This window comes from Streptomyces sp. NPDC055287, assembly GCF_053646035.1.
Genome location: NZ_JBSHNE010000004.1, coordinates 71,803 through 88,538, shown reverse-complemented (window position 1 = coordinate 88,538; position 16,736 = coordinate 71,803). Strand labels below are relative to the sequence as shown.

The 16,736-nt window shown below is 71.3% G+C and carries 14 protein-coding genes; 7 read left to right on the top strand and 7 right to left on the bottom strand.

All coding sequences use genetic code 11. The annotated features are described in order from the left end of the window. Positions 1-279: 279 nt before the first annotated feature. The 5 genes from ACWIHY_RS08405 to ACWIHY_RS08385 form a co-directional block, all read right to left on the bottom strand. The gene (locus tag ACWIHY_RS08405) at positions 280-906 is read right to left on the bottom strand and encodes a hypothetical protein (RefSeq protein WP_454374861.1); all 627 of its coding nucleotides are present in this window, start codon (positions 904-906) and stop codon (positions 280-282) included. A 129-nt stretch (positions 907-1,035) separates the two neighbouring features. Further along, complete coding sequence (locus ACWIHY_RS08400; protein ID WP_454374860.1) at positions 1,036-2,277, bottom strand: MFS transporter; 1,242 nt, start codon at positions 2,275-2,277, stop codon at positions 1,036-1,038. After that, positions 2,277-3,686, bottom strand: a complete 1,410-nt coding sequence (locus ACWIHY_RS08395) for a CitMHS family transporter (RefSeq protein ID WP_454374859.1) — start codon at positions 3,684-3,686, stop codon at positions 2,277-2,279. The genes ACWIHY_RS08400 and ACWIHY_RS08395 overlap by 1 nt, the downstream gene beginning before the upstream one ends. A 120-nt stretch (positions 3,687-3,806) precedes the next feature. After that, the gene (locus ACWIHY_RS08390; RefSeq protein WP_454374858.1) at positions 3,807-6,032 is read right to left on the bottom strand and encodes a molybdopterin oxidoreductase family protein; all 2,226 of its coding nucleotides are present in this window, start codon (positions 6,030-6,032) and stop codon (positions 3,807-3,809) included. Between the two features lie 155 nt (positions 6,033-6,187). Continuing rightward, a complete protein-coding gene (locus ACWIHY_RS08385) occupies positions 6,188-6,808 on the bottom strand; it encodes a TetR family transcriptional regulator (protein WP_454374857.1) in 621 nt (206 codons plus the stop codon). 106 nt (positions 6,809-6,914) lie between these two features. Between ACWIHY_RS08385 and hmgA the strand changes: the two genes are divergently transcribed. The 4 genes from hmgA to ACWIHY_RS08365 all read left to right on the top strand — a co-directional run bounded on the left by hmgA (position 6,915) and on the right by ACWIHY_RS08365 (position 11,642). After that, positions 6,915-8,234 carry a homogentisate 1,2-dioxygenase gene (gene hmgA, locus ACWIHY_RS08380; protein WP_454374856.1) on the top strand — a complete coding sequence of 440 codons (1,320 nt, stop codon included), beginning with the start codon at positions 6,915-6,917 and terminating at the stop codon, positions 8,232-8,234. 21 nt (positions 8,235-8,255) lie between these two features. Beyond that, entirely contained in the window at positions 8,256-9,005 is a 750-nt protein-coding gene (locus ACWIHY_RS08375; RefSeq protein WP_454374855.1) for a GntR family transcriptional regulator, read from the top strand. 72 nt (positions 9,006-9,077) lie between these two features. Next, positions 9,078-10,337 (top strand): type ISP restriction/modification enzyme, encoded by a 1,260-nt coding sequence (locus tag ACWIHY_RS08370; protein WP_454374854.1) that lies wholly within the window; start codon positions 9,078-9,080, stop codon positions 10,335-10,337. A 108-nt stretch (positions 10,338-10,445) separates the two neighbouring features. Further along, positions 10,446-11,642: a CaiB/BaiF CoA transferase family protein gene (locus ACWIHY_RS08365; RefSeq protein WP_454374853.1), complete on the top strand. Its 1,197-nt coding sequence runs from the start codon at positions 10,446-10,448 to the stop codon at positions 11,640-11,642. A 28-nt stretch (positions 11,643-11,670) separates the two neighbouring features. Here the strand turns inward: ACWIHY_RS08365 and ACWIHY_RS08360 are convergent, their stop codons facing one another. Further along, a complete protein-coding gene (locus tag ACWIHY_RS08360) occupies positions 11,671-11,934 on the bottom strand; it encodes a hypothetical protein (RefSeq protein ID WP_454374852.1) in 264 nt (87 codons plus the stop codon). A gap of 292 nt (positions 11,935-12,226) precedes the next feature. Between ACWIHY_RS08360 and ACWIHY_RS08355 the strand changes: the two genes are divergently transcribed. Further along, a complete protein-coding gene (locus ACWIHY_RS08355) occupies positions 12,227-13,987 on the top strand; it encodes a serine/threonine-protein kinase (protein WP_454374851.1) in 1,761 nt (586 codons plus the stop codon). Here ACWIHY_RS08355 and ACWIHY_RS08350 read toward each other — a convergent pair. Beyond that, positions 13,971-14,780, bottom strand: coding sequence for an SGNH/GDSL hydrolase family protein (locus ACWIHY_RS08350; protein WP_454374850.1), 810 nt, complete (start codon positions 14,778-14,780; stop codon positions 13,971-13,973). The genes ACWIHY_RS08355 and ACWIHY_RS08350 overlap by 17 nt on opposite strands. A 185-nt stretch (positions 14,781-14,965) precedes the next feature. Between ACWIHY_RS08350 and ACWIHY_RS08345 the strand changes: the two genes are divergently transcribed. Next, complete coding sequence (locus ACWIHY_RS08345) at positions 14,966-15,361, top strand: hypothetical protein (protein WP_454374849.1); 396 nt, start codon at positions 14,966-14,968, stop codon at positions 15,359-15,361. A gap of 1 nt (position 15,362) precedes the next feature. After that, the gene (locus ACWIHY_RS08340; RefSeq protein WP_454374848.1) at positions 15,363-16,466 is read left to right on the top strand and encodes a GNAT family N-acetyltransferase; all 1,104 of its coding nucleotides are present in this window, start codon (positions 15,363-15,365) and stop codon (positions 16,464-16,466) included. The last annotated feature ends 270 nt before the right edge of the window (positions 16,467-16,736 follow it).

Here is a 16,736-nt window from a genome sequence, read left to right as displayed (position 1 = left end):
GGAACCGCCGGCTTCGACACGGCCGGTGAGGGGATCACCGGCTTGGGCGCGGCCGGCGTCCCCACCGGCGTCGCCACGGGCCTCGGGACCGGTGGCGACGCCGGGTTCTTGGCGGCGGTGTCGTGGGCGGCCGTGTCGTGAGCGGCGGTGACGACCGGCGTGTCCGGGGGCGATTCACCGCACCCCCGGACGACACCGGTCACCAACGTCACCGTCGCGGTCGCCGTCATGGCGAGGCGTACGCCCCGGCTCGGTCCGCGCCGGCGGCGGTAGCGGGTGTTACGCGGCGCCATTTGCGCGGCGACGGGCCCGGCGGACGAAGATCAGCCCGGCCACTCCGGCAGCGCCCGCGACCAGTGCGGGCGCCATGCCGAGCGACGAACCGTCGTCACCCTCGCTGCCGGCCCCCGTGCCCGTACCGACGTCGGCCGCCCCGCCGCCGCCGGCGGGAACGGCGCCGCGCGGAGCCGGCTTGTTGTCGTGCTTCTTCGCGCAGTCGACCTTGAAGATCTTCTGCTTGGGAACGCCGCCCGGGAACGACCAGTTGAGCTGGTAGTGACCGTCCGGGAGCGAGTAGTCCGCGGTGTGACCCCTGCCGCTCGCCATGGTGATGCCGCCCGTCAGGGTCGGCTGGGGAGGCGTCTTGGGCTGCGGGGTGATCGTCCAGTTGACCAGCGGCACCGTTTCGAAGTTGAACGCGGCCAGGTTGAACGTACAGACCTCGTAGTGGTCCTTGCTGTCGCCGAAGCTGGTTCCAGCCTTGTGGATCTTTACTTCTCCGCTGTCGCCGGGCACCGCGAGGGCAGCCGGCGCGCCCCACAGGGACACCCCTGCGAGGGCCAGCGTGGCGAGAGCGGCCGTGCCCGAGCGGACACCGTGGGAGCGAAGAGATGCCGAGGTGGTCATGCGGGGCTCCTTCAAGCCGAGATGATTGTCGTACTGATCACTCGATCGCCTGATTAGATGTCACATATCGGGCGTGAAGAAGCGTCAAAACGCTGAGAAGTCGTCAGATATGACCTGACTGGCCGACAGTCAGTGTCTGCCGCCCGAGCGAACCGGCCGCGTTCGCGCCCGTCGCACACCCGGAATGGAGGCGGCGGACGTGTCCCGGGGCCCCGGCGCACGCACCGCGAGCGCCGACGCGCCCAGCAGCAGCGCCGCGAGCATCAGGAACGGCGCCGCCGTCCCCGCCACGCCGGCCACCAGCCCCGCCGACGCGGGCGCCGCCACCTGCCCGAGGCGGTTGCCGGTCAGGCGCAGGGCGAGCGCCGTCGAACGCGCCCCCGGCGGCGCCGCCTGCACCACCGTGGTCATCGACAGCGGCTGGCCGACGCCGAGACAGAAACCGAGCACGGCCAGCATCATCGCCAGTGCCCACACCGGCACGGGAAGCGCGATGCCCGCGCACAGCAGCGCGGCGAGCAGGCACGTGACGGTCATCAGGGCGGTGCGGCCGAGCAGCCGGATCATCGGCGTCATCACCAGCCGGCAGGCGATCGTCGCCGCGGCCCGCAGGCTGAGCAGCAGGCCGACGACGGAAGGGGCGATTCCGCGATGTTCACCGACAACCGGGAGGTACGCCGTGAGGACGTCCGTCGCGGAGAGCACCGCGAGGCTGATGAAGATCCCGCCCGGCACGCCACGCGTGCGCAGGATGCGGTGGACGGGAACCCTGGCCGCGCTCTCCGTGCGCGGCCCGCCCTCCACCCGGTGCTCGATCCGCCAGAGCGAGGCGAACGACACCGCCGCGACACCCGCCGAGGCGACGAGGGCGAGGGCGCTCGTACGGGCCATCGCACCGTCGTGGCCGGAGACCAACAGGCCTGCCGCGACCGGCCCGACGAGCTGGCCGAGAGAGGCGCCGATGGTGAAGTGGCCGAAGTTGCGGTCCTGTTCGGCCGGCGCGGACTGCCGGGCGACGATCGACTGGGCGCCGATGACGAAGCAGAGGTGCCCGAGCCCCATCACTCCGCTCCAGGCGGCCATCGCCGCGAGGGAGTCCGCCGTACCGCTGAGGGCGCACCCGCCGGAGATCAGGACGACACCGACGGGCAGCAGGGGTGCACACCGCCCGTGGTCCGTCCTGCGCCCCAGCGGTACGGCGGCGAACAGGGGAAGCAGCGCGTACACGCCCGCAATCGCACCGACCGCGCGCTCGTCCGCGCCGAGAGCGAGGGCGCGGTACGAGACGGCCGGCCGCGCCATCGACACCGCCGCCTGCGCGAAGCCGAAGGCGATGACGAGGCGCAGCAGCCAGCCCCTGCCGTGTGTCATCAGATGATGCCGAACAGGATTCCGGCGCCGAGCACCACCAGCGAGGTGAGCGCGGCCCATTTGACGGTGAACCTGGTGTGGTCACCGAACTCGACCTTGGCCATGCCCACCAGGACGTACACGGCGGGCACGAGCGGGCTCGACATGTGCAGCGCCTGGCCGACCAGCGAGGCGCGGGCGATCTCCAGCGACGACACTCCGTGCGCGGCGCCCGCTTCCGCCAGCACGGGCAGGACACCGAAGTAGAAGCCGTCGTTCGACATGAAGTACGTCAGCGGCAGGCTCAGCAGGCCGGTGACGATCGCCATGTGCGGGCCCATGGCCTCGGGGATCGCGCCGACGAGCCAGTCGGCCATGTGCTCGACCATGCCGGTGCCGGTGAGCACGCCGGTGAAGACGGCGGCGGCGAAGACCATGCCGGCGACGTTGAGGACGTTGTCGGCGTGGGCGGCGATACGGGCCTTCTGCTCTGCCATGTTCGGGTAGTTGACCGTCAGGGCGAGAGCGGCGCCGATGAGGAAGAGGACCGGGATCGGCAACAGCTCCATGATCATCGCGGCGAGCAGTGCGACGGTGAGCCCGGCGTTGAACCAGTAGAGCTTGGGGCGCAGCGTCGCCCGGTGCGGGTCGAGCCCCTGGAAGCCCTCCCCGTCCGCCGAGTACGCCGGACCGGCGTCCGCGTCCGCGGCACTGCCGTCGCCGGCGCCGCCGACGCTCTTGCGCGGCTCGTCGCCACCGCCGCCCGCCGTCACGAGCACCTCGGCCTCCGCCTCGACCGCCTCGTCCAGCGTGAGGTGTCCCAGCCGCTTGCGCTCCCGCCGGCCCAGCACGTACGCGAGGACGAAGACGAAGGCCAGACCGACGGCGAGCGCCGGGATCATCGGTACGAAGATGTCCGCCGCGTCCAGCTTCAGCGCGGTGGCGGCCCGGGCGGTCGGGCCGCCCCAAGGAAGGGTGTTCATGACGCCGTTCGCGGTGGCGGCGACGCCGGTCATCACGACCAGGCTCATTCCGAGCCGCTTGTACAGCGGATACATCGCCGAGACAGTGATCATGAAGGTGGTCGAGCCGTCGCCGTCGAGCGAGACGATCGCGGCGAGCACGGCGGTGCCCACCACGATCCGCATCGGATCGGCCTTGCAGAAGCGCAGGATGCCGCGCACGATCGGGTCGAAGAGACCCACGTCGATCATCACGCCGAAGTACACGATGGCGAACATCAGCATCGCGGCGGTCGGCGCGAGATTTCCGACGCCTTCGAGGACGTAGTCCCCGAGCTTGGCGCCCTGTCCCACGAGCACGCAGAAGAGTGCGGGGATCAGCACGAGCGCCGCGATCGGCGACATCTTCTTCATCATGATCAGGACCAGGAAGGTCGCGATCATGACGAATCCGAGGATTGTCAGCATTTGGGGTACCTAACGTTCGCCCTTGAACTCCCACCAGACCAGGCGGTTCGATGACGTTAGGTCGCGTTCCGACGCGTTAACAAGATGTTGACACGCGAGCAATAAGCGCAAAACCCCAGGTCACGATATGGGTGTTACCTCGACGGGGAACCCGTTGAGGACCGCGGTGCCCGACAGCGGGTCGAGCAGGCTCCCGTCAAGCAGCTGGTTGACGTTGACGCCGGGGGTGGCCGCGGCGACGGCCATCCGGACGCCTTCCCGGTCGTGCCCCCAGCCGTGCGGCAGGCTCACCACTCCGGTCCGCACCGTGTCCGTGACCTCGACCGGAACCTCCAGCGCCCCTCCTTCCGCGCTGATACGGGCGCCCGCACCGTCGATGAGACCGAGCCGCGCCGCGTCGTCCGGGTGGACCTGGAGGGTGCAGCGGTTGCTGCCGCCGTTAAGGCTCGCGATGTTGTGCATCCAGCTGTTGTTGGACCGCAGGTGGCGGCGGCCGACGAGGACGAGCGCCGCGGGCCGCTGGCCCAGCGCGCGGCGCAACCGCGGCAGGTCGGCGGCAATGGGCTCCGGCAGCAGCTCGACTTTTCCGCTGCGGGTCTTGAGGACCTGCGGGAGGCGCGGCCGGAGCGGGCCGAGGTCGACGCCGTGCGGGTTCGCGAGCAGATCCTCCAGGACCAGGTCGTACGGGCCCAGGCGCAGCATCAGGTCGAGGCGCCGCTCGGGTCCGCCGCGCCCGGTGAGTACGGCGGCGAGCTGCTCGGGGTCACCGCCGTGGACGGGCGAATGCGGTGCGGCGACCGCCTTGGTCAGGGCGCGCTCGATGACGAGGTCGTCGACCGACGAAGGGTCGGCGCCGTGCATCCCGCTCACCGCGAGGATCAGCCGGGCGTGGATCTCGCTCTCGCCCATCCGTCCCTCCTCCAGGGGAACGACGGCCGGGGTGTAACGCGCCTGGTTGTGCACGGCGAAGCCGTTGAACGCGAAGTCGAAGTGCGCGCTCTGGGACGGCGGAGGCGGCGGCAGGACGACATCGGCGTGCCGTGAGGTCTCGTTGAGGTAGGGGTCGACGCTGACCATGAAGTCGAGGTGCTCGCTCAGGGCACGGTCGAGGCGGAGCCCGTCGGGCGCGGAGAGCACGGGGTTGGCGGCGATGGCGATGAGCGCGCGCACCCGTCCGTCCCCCGGGGTGTCGATCTCCTCGGCGAGCGCGGCCAGCGGCAGTTCGCCCTTGGCTTCGGGGTGCCCGCCGACCCGGCTCTTCCAGCGCCCGAGCGCGAATCCCTTGCCGGGCCCGGCCGGCCGGGGCGCGGGCGCGGTGGCGGAGAGCGGGAAGAGCGCGCCGCCGGGGCGGTCGAGGTTGCCGGTGAGGATGTTCAGTACGTCGACGAGCCAGTTGGCCAGGGTTCCGAACTCGACGGTGGAGCTGCCGACCCGGCCGTACACCGCGGCGGTGGGCGCGGCGGCGAGACCGCGGGCCAGCAGCCGGATCTCGTCGGCGGGGATGTCGCAGGCCGCCGACACCGCCTCCGGACTGAAGTCCCGTACCGCTTCCCGGACTTCGGCGAGCCCCTCGACGTGTTCCTCCAGGACGCCCGGGTCGGTCAGCTTCTCCTCGAAGAGGACCTGGGCGAGCGCCGCCAGGAGCAGCGCGTCGGTACCGGGCCTGATGGGAACGTGCCGGTCGGCGAGTTTGGCGGTGCGGGTGCGGCGCGGATCGACGACGACGAGTGTGCCGCCCCGGCGGCGCAGCGCCTTGAGCTTGCCGGGGAAGTCGGGGGCGGTGCACAGACTGCCGTTGGAATCCAGTGGGTTGGCGCCGAGGAGCAGCAGATGGTCGGTGCGGTCGAGGTCGGGCACCGGGATCGCGAACGGGTCACCGAAGAGCAGCCCGCTGGACACGTGCTTGGGCATCTGGTCGACGGTGCTGGCCGTGAACAGGCTCCGGGTGCGCAGCAGGGAGAGCAGGACGGGCGGGTAGAGGGCGCCGGCCATGGTGTGGACATTGGGGTTGCCGAGCACGACGCCTACGGACTGCGGCCCGTGCTCCTCGATCAGCGGCCTCATCCGGGCGGCGACGAGGTCGAAGGCTTCGCTCCAGGTCGCTTCCTGGAGGGTGCCGTCCTTGCGGACGAGGGGCCCGGTCAGCCGGTCCGGATCGCCGTCGAGCTCCCCGAAGGAGGCCCCCTTCGGGCAGATGAAGCCCTGGCTGAAGACGTCGTCACGGTCGCCGCGCGCACCGGTGACCTTGGTGCCCTCGATGGTGAGGGTCAGGCCGCAGGTGGCCTCGCAGAGCGGACAGATGCGCAGGGCGGTACGGGACGCTGTGGCTTCGGCTTGACCGGACATGGGCCCTCCAGGGGGCGGCGGCGGCGGTGGCGCGCGGGCACAGTCGAGCATACCGACCGGTAGGCATGATGAGGAGGGCCGGACCGGAAGGATCAAGGGGCAAGGAGCAAGGGGCAAGGGGTACGGGGCAAGGGGCACAGGGCGAGGGGCAAGGATCAGTCGAAGATCCGGGCCAGGTAGGCGTGCAGGACGGCCCGGGTCTCCACGATCAGCTCCGGGTCCCCCGTCGGGCTGACGCGGAAGGCCAGCTGAAGAAGGGCGTCGGCGGCCTCGACGGAGACCAGGACAGTCCGGCGCAGGGCCAGGTCCGGGGTGCGCCCCAGATGGGCCGAGAGGAGGTCGGCCAGGCGGTCGATGACCCGGTAGTCGATGTCCCCGCCGGGGTCGCCGGCCCGGTCGCCCAACGGGATCTGGACGCCGAAGTCGACGAGACGGAACCCGGGGACGGTGCGTTTCATGGCGACGTACTCGTCGAGTACGGCGTCGATCGCACCGCGCCAGTCCTCATCCGGGATCGCGGCGACGCGGCCGCCGATCCGCTCGGCGTAGCGGTCGAGGTTGCGCTGGGCGAGGGCATCGGCCATGGCGCGCTTGTTGCCGAAGAAGCGGTAGACGGAGCCGATCGGCACGCCCGCGCGGGCGGCGACCGCCCGGGTGCTGAGCTGCTCGTAGCCGCTCTCGTCCAGGAGTTGGGCACAGGCGTCCAGGATCCGGGCGAGCCGGTCGGCGCTGCGCTGCTGCACGGGGGCTCGGCGGAAAGGGTTCGTCGGAGGCACGGGCCCATGATGCCGACACTGCCCACGGGTGCGGCACCCGTTGACGCGCGGCCTCGCGAATCCTACTGTCGACCATAGGATTCCTTCGGCACCCCGGGAGCGGACCATGAGCGGCATCGAGCAGGCGAGGAAAGCGGCTGAGGGGCTGGCCCATTCCTCGGGCTTCGGCAACGAACACAGCTCGGAGGCCGTTCCCGGCGCCCTGCCCCACGGGCGGAACTCACCCCAGCGCGCCCCGCTCGGCCTGTACGCCGAGCAGCTGAGCGGCTCCGCCTTCACCGAGCCGCGCTCCCACAACCGGCGCTCGTGGCTCTACCGCATCAGGCCGTCGGCCGCGCACCCCCCGTTCGTCCGCACCGACAACGGCCACGTGCGCAGCGCGCCCTTCACCGAGACCGTCCCCGACCCGAACCGGCTGCGCTGGAATCCGCTGCCGGAGCCCGCGCCCGGCACGGACTTCCTGGCCGGCGTGTGGACGGTCGGCGGCAACGGCGACGTGACCCAGCGCACCGGCATGGCGATTCACCTCTATCACGCCAACTCATCCATGACGGACCGGGTGTTCAGCGACGCCGACGGCGAGCTGCTGATCGTTCCGGAGCACGGCGGGCTGCTCCTGCGCACCGAGTTCGGCCTGCTGCGCTGCGACCCCGGCCACATCGCGCTGATCCCGCGCGGCGTGCGCTTCCGCGTCGAACTGCTCGCCGAGAGCGCCCGCGGCTACGTCTGCGAGAACTACGGGCAGCCCTTCCAGCTCCCCGACCTCGGCCCGATCGGCGCCAACGGCCTCGCCAACGCCCGCGACTTCCTGGCCCCGGTGGCGGCGTACGAGGACGTCGAGCGCCCGGTGGAGGTGGTGAACAAGTTCTGCGGGAACCTCTGGTCGGCGACGTACGACCACTCGCCCCTCGACGTCGTCGCCTGGCACGGCAACCACGTGCCGCACGTCTACGACCTGCGCCGCTTCAACGTCATGGGCACCATCAGCTACGACCACCCGGACCCGTCGATCTTCACGGTCCTCACCTCCCCGTCCGACACCCCGGGCCTGGCGGGCGTCGACTTCGTCGTCTTCGCTCCGCGCTGGCTGGTCGGCGAGGACACTTTCCGGCCGCCGTACTTCCACCGCAATGTGATGAGTGAGTACATGGGCCTGATCGAGGGCGCGTACGACGCGAAGGCCGAAGGCTTCGTCCCCGGCGGCGGCTCGCTGCACAACATGATGTCGGCGCACGGACCCGACCGTGAGACCTTCGACCGGGCGAGCGCCGCCGAGCTGAAGCCGCAGAAGATCGACGACGGTCTGGCCTTCATGTTCGAGACGCGCTGGCCGGTCACGGCGACCGCGCAGGCGGCCGGCGCCGACCATCTCCAGACGTCGTACGACGACGTGTGGCAGGGTCTGCAACGCCACTTCAGGTCGTAGTACCTACGGAGAAATGAAACCGTGACCGCATTCGCCCCCGACTCCCTGGTGCTGAACCGGAAGCTGCCGCTCTGGTACCAGGTCTCGCAGTCCCTGCGCGCTTCCATACTGGGCCGCACGCCGGAGGCGTCACTGCGGCTGCCCACCGAGGAACAGCTCGCGACGCACTACGGCGTGAGCGTGCTCACCATGCGCCAGGCCCTCAAGGAGCTGGAGGCCGAGGGCCTGATCAGCAGGCACCGGCGGCGCGGCACGTTCATCGAGCCGGGCGCCCGGCGCGGCGCCCCGCGCCGGCTGCTCGGCTCGATCGACGCGATCGTCGCTCAGCAGTCCGGGGAGTCGACGACGATCCTGGGGCACGGGCCCACGCCCGTGCCCGGCGAACTGGTCGAGTACTTCCCGGACGCGGACGAGGTCGTCACCTACCGGCGGCTGCGCTGCGACGGCGAGAGCGGTGAGCCGACCAACTGGGCGGAGAACGCCGTACGGCCGGATGTCGCCGCCGGGCTCGACCTCGCCGATCTCGAACGCTGGCCGATGACGAAGGTGCTGCGGGACGTCGTGGGCATACGTATCAGCAAGATCACGGACACGGTCGAGGCGCGGCTCGCGGACCCCGAGACGGCGGACCTGCTCAAAGTCCCGCTGCTGAGCCCGATCCTGCACTACACGGGAGTGACGTACGACCGGGAGGGCCGGGTCGTGGACGTGGCGCGCATCCGGTATCGGGGCGACCGCTTCTCCTTCTCCGTGACGGTGGACGCCCACTGATGCCCGCTGCCGCCCCCTGATGCCGTTGCCGCGTACTGACTCGCGGTCCGGCGGCGCCGTTACGATGCCCGCATGATTGCCCGCACGCCTGCGACGCGGTCCGACGCCCGCGGTGCCCTGGAAGGCCCGGATGACCCGGACGCCCTGGACGCCCCGCTGCTCGGGGATCTCATGCCCTGGTCGGTGGCGCCCCTGCGGCTGGGGCGCGACTGGGTGCTGGCGCCGGACAGCCGTACGCTGCGGGCCCGCTGGGACACGTTCGTACGGGCGGAGGGAGCCGGGCGCGAGGAGCTCTTCGGGGCCACCCGGGCGCGTACGACACGCACCTCGGTCGCCGCGCTGCCCGGGCAGCGGACCGGCACGGGGCGCCTCGCACGCGAGAGCGGCCCCTGCCCCGACCCGGTCCGCGTGCTGCACGGCCCCTTCGACGAGCAGTGGCTGATCCCGGACCACCGGCTGATCGACGCCGCCCGGCCGGAGCTGTGGCGGGTGACCGACGACTCGGACCAGCTCTTCGCCCTGGAGCAGGGGTACGTGCCCGGCCCGGCGGCAGGGCCCGCTCTGCTGGTCGGCGCCCTGCTCCCGGACGGCCGCTCCCCCACCGGGCGCCCCGGCCGCATCCGCCCGCTGTACCGCCGCCCCGGCGGCCGCGAACCGAACCTGGCGCCGGGGCTGCTGCCGTTGCTGAGCGGGCGTTACCGGCACGAGGTCACCGCCGGCGACGTGCTGGCCTGGGCGGTCACCGCGGCGCAGGGGTCACCGGCGGGCGCGGTGGTGCCGCTGCCGGCGGAGGCGGACGTGTGGGCGGCGGGTGTGGAACTGGGGCGGCGGACGACCGCGGTGCAGGTGCGGGGCGCCCGGGCCGGGCAGCGTCCCCGGCTGCCGGGAGGCCGCCGCCCGTACGTCCGGTCCGCCGTCCCGGCGTGGCCGTCCGCGCTGCGGTACGACGCGCAGGAGGAGGTCCTGCATCTCGGGGAGGGCCGCGTCTCGCCCGTACCGGCCGCCGCCTGGGACTTTCACACGGGTGGGGTGCGGGTGCTGGAGACGTGGTTCGAGCGGCGTACGGCACCGGCCGAGCCGGGCTCCCTGGAGGCGATCCGCCCCGCGGCCTGGCCCAAGGAGTGGACGTCCGACCTGCTCGAGCTGATCACCGTACTCGCGCTGCTGGCCGAGCTGGACGCGGGCCGCGAGGCGCTGCGGGGCGGCGAGCGGATCACTCGCGGTGAGCTCGCGCAGGCGGGCGTGCTGCCGGTGCCGGAGGCGGCGCGGCGCCCGGCGTCGGTCCTGGACCACCAGGAGGAGGGCCCGGAGGGTCAGTTCGCGCTGCTCTAGCCGGGGCCGTGTTGTACGCGTCGGCCGATTCGCACACGCGTCCCGGGCGGCACTCCGCCAACATGTCCGAGTGACAAAGGTGTGACGTACACGATAGTCAGTTCTCTCATGAGCACTCAGCCCCTGCCCCTGGACGGCATCACCGTCGTCGCCGTCGAACAAGCCGTGTCGGCACCCTTCGCCACACGCCAGCTCGCCGACCTCGGCGCACGCGTCATCAAGATCGAGCGCCCCGACGGCGGCGACTTCGCCCGCGGCTACGACACCGCCGCCCGCGGCCTCGCCTCGCACTTCGTGTGGTGCAACCGTGGCAAGGAGTCCCTCGCCGTCGACCTCAAGGACCCGCGGGGTCTCGCCCTCGTGCGGCAACTCGTCGCAGACGCCGATGTGTTCATGCAGAACCTCGCCCACGGGGCGGCGGCGCGGCTCGGGCTGGACGCCGCGACCCTGTGCGCGACGCACCCCCGCCTGGTCGCCGTCGACATCTCCGGCTACGGCGCCCAGGGGCCGTACGCCGACAAGCGGGCGTACGACATGCTCGTCCAGTGCGAGGCGGGACTGGTGTCCGTGACCGGCACCCCCGAGCAGCCGGTCAAGGCCGGGATCCCGGCGGCCGACATCGCGGCGGCCATGTACGCCTTCTCGGGGGTTCTGGCGGCGCTGCTGCGGCGCGCCACCACCGGACTCGGCGGGCCGGTCGAGGTGTCGATGCTGGAGGCGCTCGGTGAGTGGATGGGGCACCCGCTGCACCACGGGATGCACGGAGGTGAGGCCCCGGCGCGCACCGGGGTGGCGCACGCCGTCATCTCGCCGTACAACGCCTACCCGACGGCGGACGGCGGTCAGGTGCTGCTGTCGGTCCAGAACGACCGGGAGTGGCGGCGTCTCGCCGAACAGGTGCTCCGGCGGCCGGAGCTGGCGGACGACCCTGCCTTCGCCACGAACACCGCCCGTACGCGCAACCGGGCCGAGACGGACTCGGTGGTGGCCGAGGCACTGGGGGTGATGAATACGCCGGGGGCGATCGCGGCGCTGGAGGCGGCCGGGATCGCCTGCGCGCGGCTGAACACGGTGGCCGACGTGGCGGCGCATCCGCAGTTGGAGGCCCGCGACCGCTGGCGGGAGATCGGTTCGCCGGCAGGGCCGCTGCGGGCGTTGCTGCCGCCGATCACGATGCCGGGCGGGGCGGACCCGGTGATGGGCCCGGTTCCCGCACTCGGCGAGCACACCGATGCGCTGCTGCACGGCCTGGGGATGACGGACGTACAGATATCAGCGCTGCGCCGGGACGGTGTGATCGCCTGAGCGCGTCCGCACCGCCGGTGTGCCCGCGTCAGTGGCGGCTGCCGAAGAGCGATCGACGCAGCCGTCGCAGCGGGGCGAAGAGCGAGACCCGCGCGCTCCTGCTCGTCCGCGAGTGCGCGACATCACGTGACGTGAGCTCGCGCATCAGCAGCGTCGCCTCGGCCGTCTCACCGTGCGGGACGGCTGGTCCGCCGAGCACCGCGAGATGGCGGTCGAGGCGCGAACTGGTCGCACCGCTCCCGCATGTGATCGCAGGCACTCGAGGCCTGCTGCGCACCGTTATCTGTTCCATGTCACTCCCCACCCGTACGAGGGCACCCGGCCCGGGCAGGTTAACCCTATCGTCCCGTCGAGACACTCGTGTATCCCGCCCGTGTGATTCACCACCCCTGTACGGGGGTTGACGGCCGACTGGCGATTACTCTCCGAATACGTCTGATTCCAGGGCGAGTTGGACAGTTCGTGCGCCACCGTCCTCCGCATGGGCGGATTGACGTCCAAGGGGGCGGCAGCGGACCGGAGTTGAGCTAACTTGGAGTGGTTTCCACCGCGATGCCGCTCTGCTGCGGATAGGGGGCTCGCCAGTGAACGGACAGCCGGGCAACGAGCAGCGGGTGATCGCGGGCCGATACCGCCTGCTGGCACCGCTGGGTGAGGGCGGCATGGGCGTCGTGTGGCGCGCCCGCGACGACGTCCTGGGCCGCGAGGTCGCCGTCAAGGAGGTCAGGGCGCCGTCCGGCCTCGGCGCCACCGACGGACAGCGCCTGTACGCGCGCCTGGAGCGCGAGGCGTGGGCGGCGGCCCGTATCTCCCACCGCAACGTCATCACCGTGTACGACGTGGCGACCGAGGAGGGCCGCCCGTGGATCGTCATGGAACTGGTGCGCGGGCTTTCGCTCTCCGACGTACTGGACGCGGAAGGGCCGATGCCTCCGCAGCGGGCCGCGCGGATCGGCACCGAGGTCCTGGCGGCGCTGCGGGCGGCGCACGAGGCGGGCGTCCTGCACCGTGACGTGAAGCCCGGCAACGTACTGATCGCCAATGACGGCCGCGTCGTACTGACGGACTTCGGCATCGCGATGGTCGAGGGCACCTCGGCGCTCACGATGACCGGCGAACTGATCGGGTCACCCGAATTCCTGGCGCCGGAGCGGGCCATGGGGCGCACGCCGGGGCCGGAGTCGGACCTCTGGTCGCTCGGAGTGCTGCTGTACGCCGCCGTCGAGGGCAACTCGCCGTTCCGTCAGGACACCCCGCTCTCCACCCTGCGAGCGGTGGTCGACGAGCAACTGCCGCACCCGGCGCGGGCGGGCGCGCTGACGCCGGTGATCGAGGGGCTGCTGCGCAAGGAGCCGGCCGAGCGGATGTCCGCCGGGGAGGCGGAGCGCATGCTGCGGATCGCGGGGTCCGGGGGTACGCCGCACACCGGTGCCGTGCCGGTCGCGTCCGGTCCGTACAGCCCGACGATCACGGGCTCCACGCCGGTCGCGGGGGCCTCCGCATACGGCGGCCCCACACCCGCCCCTACGCCTCGGCCTCTCCCCACGGCGACGACGGCCGGCACGGCGACCCGGGACGGGTCGCGGCGGAGCGTCGCGGTGCTGGTGGCGGCGGCGCTCGCGCTGCTGCTCACCGCCGGGGGCATCACCTGGGCGCTGATGAACGCCGACGACGACCCGGGCACCCCGTCGGGCGGCGCCTCGTCCAGCGCGACCACCGGCGGCGGCGACGGAGGCGGCACCGGCTCCGGCTCCGGCTCCGGCGGGAGCGACGACAGCGGTGGACCGGACGGCGGAGGCACCGACGGCGGGGGGACGGACGGCGGGGGGACGGACGGCGGCGCCAGTACCGGCGGGGACACCGGCGGCGGCACCACAGGAGGCGGGACCGGGAACAACGGCGGCGGCAACGGGGGTACGACCACCCCGCCACCGCACCAGTCCGTGAAGGTCACCGTCACGGCGGTGCAAGGGAGTTACACGGGGACCTGCCCGCCGCCGGAGGCGCAGGCGCCTTCGTTCAGCGCGACGATCACGGTCGGACGCGTCCCCGCCGAGGTCGGCTACCGGTGGGTGACCGGGAGCGGCGAGTCCTCCGGGTCCGAGTGGAAGACGCTGGCATTCGGCGCGGGCGAGGAGAAGTCGAAGCAGGTCAGCCACACGGAGCTGACGTACGAAGAGGACGGGACGCACCACGACGAGATGAGCGTGGAGGTCAGGAGCCCGGTGCGGGCCACCTCCAACTCCGTCCCGTTCTCGGTGACCTGCGAGCAGGAGACCCCGACCGGCGGGGCCTCCTACACCGCGAGCGGTACCGCGAGCGCGCTGGTCAGGCAGCGGAGGTGAAGACGGGCAGGTAGCCGCCCGACTGACCGGCCGCGGTCGGGTGGTACGACTCGCCGATGTTGGTCCACTTCACGCTGTGCAGCCACGGCGCCGGCGAGCAGATCTCATGACCGGTGAAGGCCGGGGAAACCTGCGCGAAGGTGTAGCCGTGGTCCGCCGCGCGCTTGGCCGTGGCGGTGTTGAGGTAGTCGGAGGCGTCATTGATCGCGGAGCGCTCCCTCTCGCTGAGACCGGCGATGCAGCTGCCGGACAGCTTGTAGAAGCGGGGGTAGCCGAGTACGACGATGTGCGCCGCGGGGGCCTTGGCTCTGATCGCCGAGTACACGGAGTCGAGCTTGCCGGGCAGGGTGGAGTCCACATAGGCGCGCGCCTGGGCGATCCGGGCGAGGCAGGTGGACTCGGACTGGAGCACGCACGTCGTCATGACGTCCGCGAAGCCGGCGTCGTTGCCGCCGACGGTGAGGGAGACGAGGTCGGTCGCGGAGCCGAGAGGGCCGAGCTGACCTGCTGTCACATCACCTGTACGAGCACCCGAGCAAGCGGTGAACGCGAACGTCGAGGGTGAATGGGACGCCGCCCACAGGGCCGGGTAGGCCCGCGAGCTGCGCTTGCAGTCGCCGCTTCCGCTGATGTAGCTGCCGGCCCCGACGCCCGAGGAGTAGGAGTCGCCGAGGGCCACATAGTCCAGGGATTCGGCCTGTTGGGCCGCCTGCGCCGCGCTCGCCCCGGTGAGGGCGAGGGCCGCGGTGAGCAGGAGTGAGGTTGAGAACGCCGCGATTCGGGACAGTTTCATGGAACCTCCCTTAGCAGGATTTCCGCCTCAACTGTCGTAGCAGTCCCCATACATCACCGGAAGTGTCCATGCCAAGAACTTTCGTCAGGGATCTTCCACACAATCCCTCCGCATCCTTGACGCGCCCGAGTGGGCTGAGCGACATTGAAGCCCGGCATCCGGCGCTTCGGGGGGCAAAGTCGCCAATGCAGACCATCGATAACAAGCCATCAGCGCATCTCGCGGACTCGCTGCCCGTTCTCGCGGGCGCGGCGCTCGCCGTGTCGGCCGTGGGCGCCGCCCTGGCGCTCACCGACCTGGCGTCGCCACTGCGCGCGCCGTTGACCCTCTTCTTCCTGCTCGTGGCGCCGGGCTTCGCCGTGGCCGCGGGGCTCCGGGGCATGGAGCCCCTGGGCCGCCTGGTGGCATCGGCGGCCGGAGCCGTCGCGCTCAACCTGCTGGTCGCCCAGGCGATGCTGGCCACACACATCTGGTCGATCAAGGGCGGGGCCGCGGCGATCGCCGGAATCAGCGCCCTGCTCTTCCTGTTGACGCTGGTACGGCGGCCCGGCGGCTCCGAGCCGAGAAGGCGGACATCCTGACATGGACATCAGCGTGCACCGCCCCGGCGAGCTCGGCTCCGCCGACCTGGCGGCCTGGACCGCCATGCAGTCCAAGGCCCACCTCCACGGTTCACCGGAACTGGCGAACCCTTTCCTCTCCCCCGAGTTCACACTGGCGCTCGGCCGGTACCGGCGCGGCGTGCGGATCGCCGTCGTACGGGAGGACGGTGAGCCCGCAGCCTTCTTCCCGCATCACAGATCCACCACCGGCGTCGGCCGGGCCATCGGTCTCGGCGTCTCCGACAGCCAGGGTCTGGTGCACAGACCCGGCTTCGCGTGGGACGCTCGGGAGCTGCTGCGGGCGTGCGGGCTCGCGGTGTGGGAGTTCGATCACCTGACGCAGGGGCAGACGGCGTTCCAGGAAGGCGTCACGGGCACGTTCCCCTCGCCCGTGATCGACACGCAGGACGGTTACGAGGCGTACCTGGCGCACCTGCGGAAGAACTCGCCGAAGTTCGTCAAGTCGACGCTCGCCAAGGAGCGCAAGCTGATCCGCTCGGTCGGCGAGCTGACGTACGTGCACGACGAGCGCGATCCGGCCGCGTTGCGGACGCTGATGCGCTGGAAGTCGGCGCAGTACCGCAGGACCGGTCGCAGCGACCGCTTCACCCAGCCCTGGATCATCGGGCTCGTCGAGCATCTGTTCCACACCAGGACCCCGTCCTTCAGTGGCCTGCTCTCGGTGCTCTACGCGGACGGCCGGCCGATCGCCGCGCATTTCGGCCCGCGTTCGGAAAGGATCATGTGCTGTTGGTTTCCGGCCTATGATCCGGAGTTCGCGAAATTCTCGCCCGGCCTGCTCATGCACCTGCGTATCGCCGAGGCGGCGGCCGCCGACGGCATCGCGTACATCGATCTGGGCCGCGGCCAGAAAGAGTACAAGGACTCCCTCAAGACCCGCGAAATCATGGTGTCGGAGGGGTGGATGATGCGACGTCATCCGGTGGCACTCGGGCACTGGGCGCACCGTGCTCCGGTCCGGGCTCTGCGCAATACGGTCGTCGAACGGCCGGAACTGTTCGAGCCGGCCGATAAATTGCTCAAACGGATCGGTGAATTCCGATCGGGACGGTTCCGTATGTGACCGTCAATGCCGTGTCAAAGACGTAAAAAAGTGAGGCCACGTTCCAGGTCTTGCCATACAGTCCCAATCATCAATACCGTCGTACATCCACCCGCAACGGTCCATCATGCAAAGCGGCTCTAGGGGAGGGCTCAAGCGTCGCGATGGGGCCCGGTGCGGGGCGCGGTAGGGGGGTCGTGCTCGGCGATCAGTACTGTGCCGAGTCGCGTGCCGCGCGGGAGAGCTGTGCCTGCTCGTCCGGCCAGTACGGGGTCGCATTCCGTCATGGGC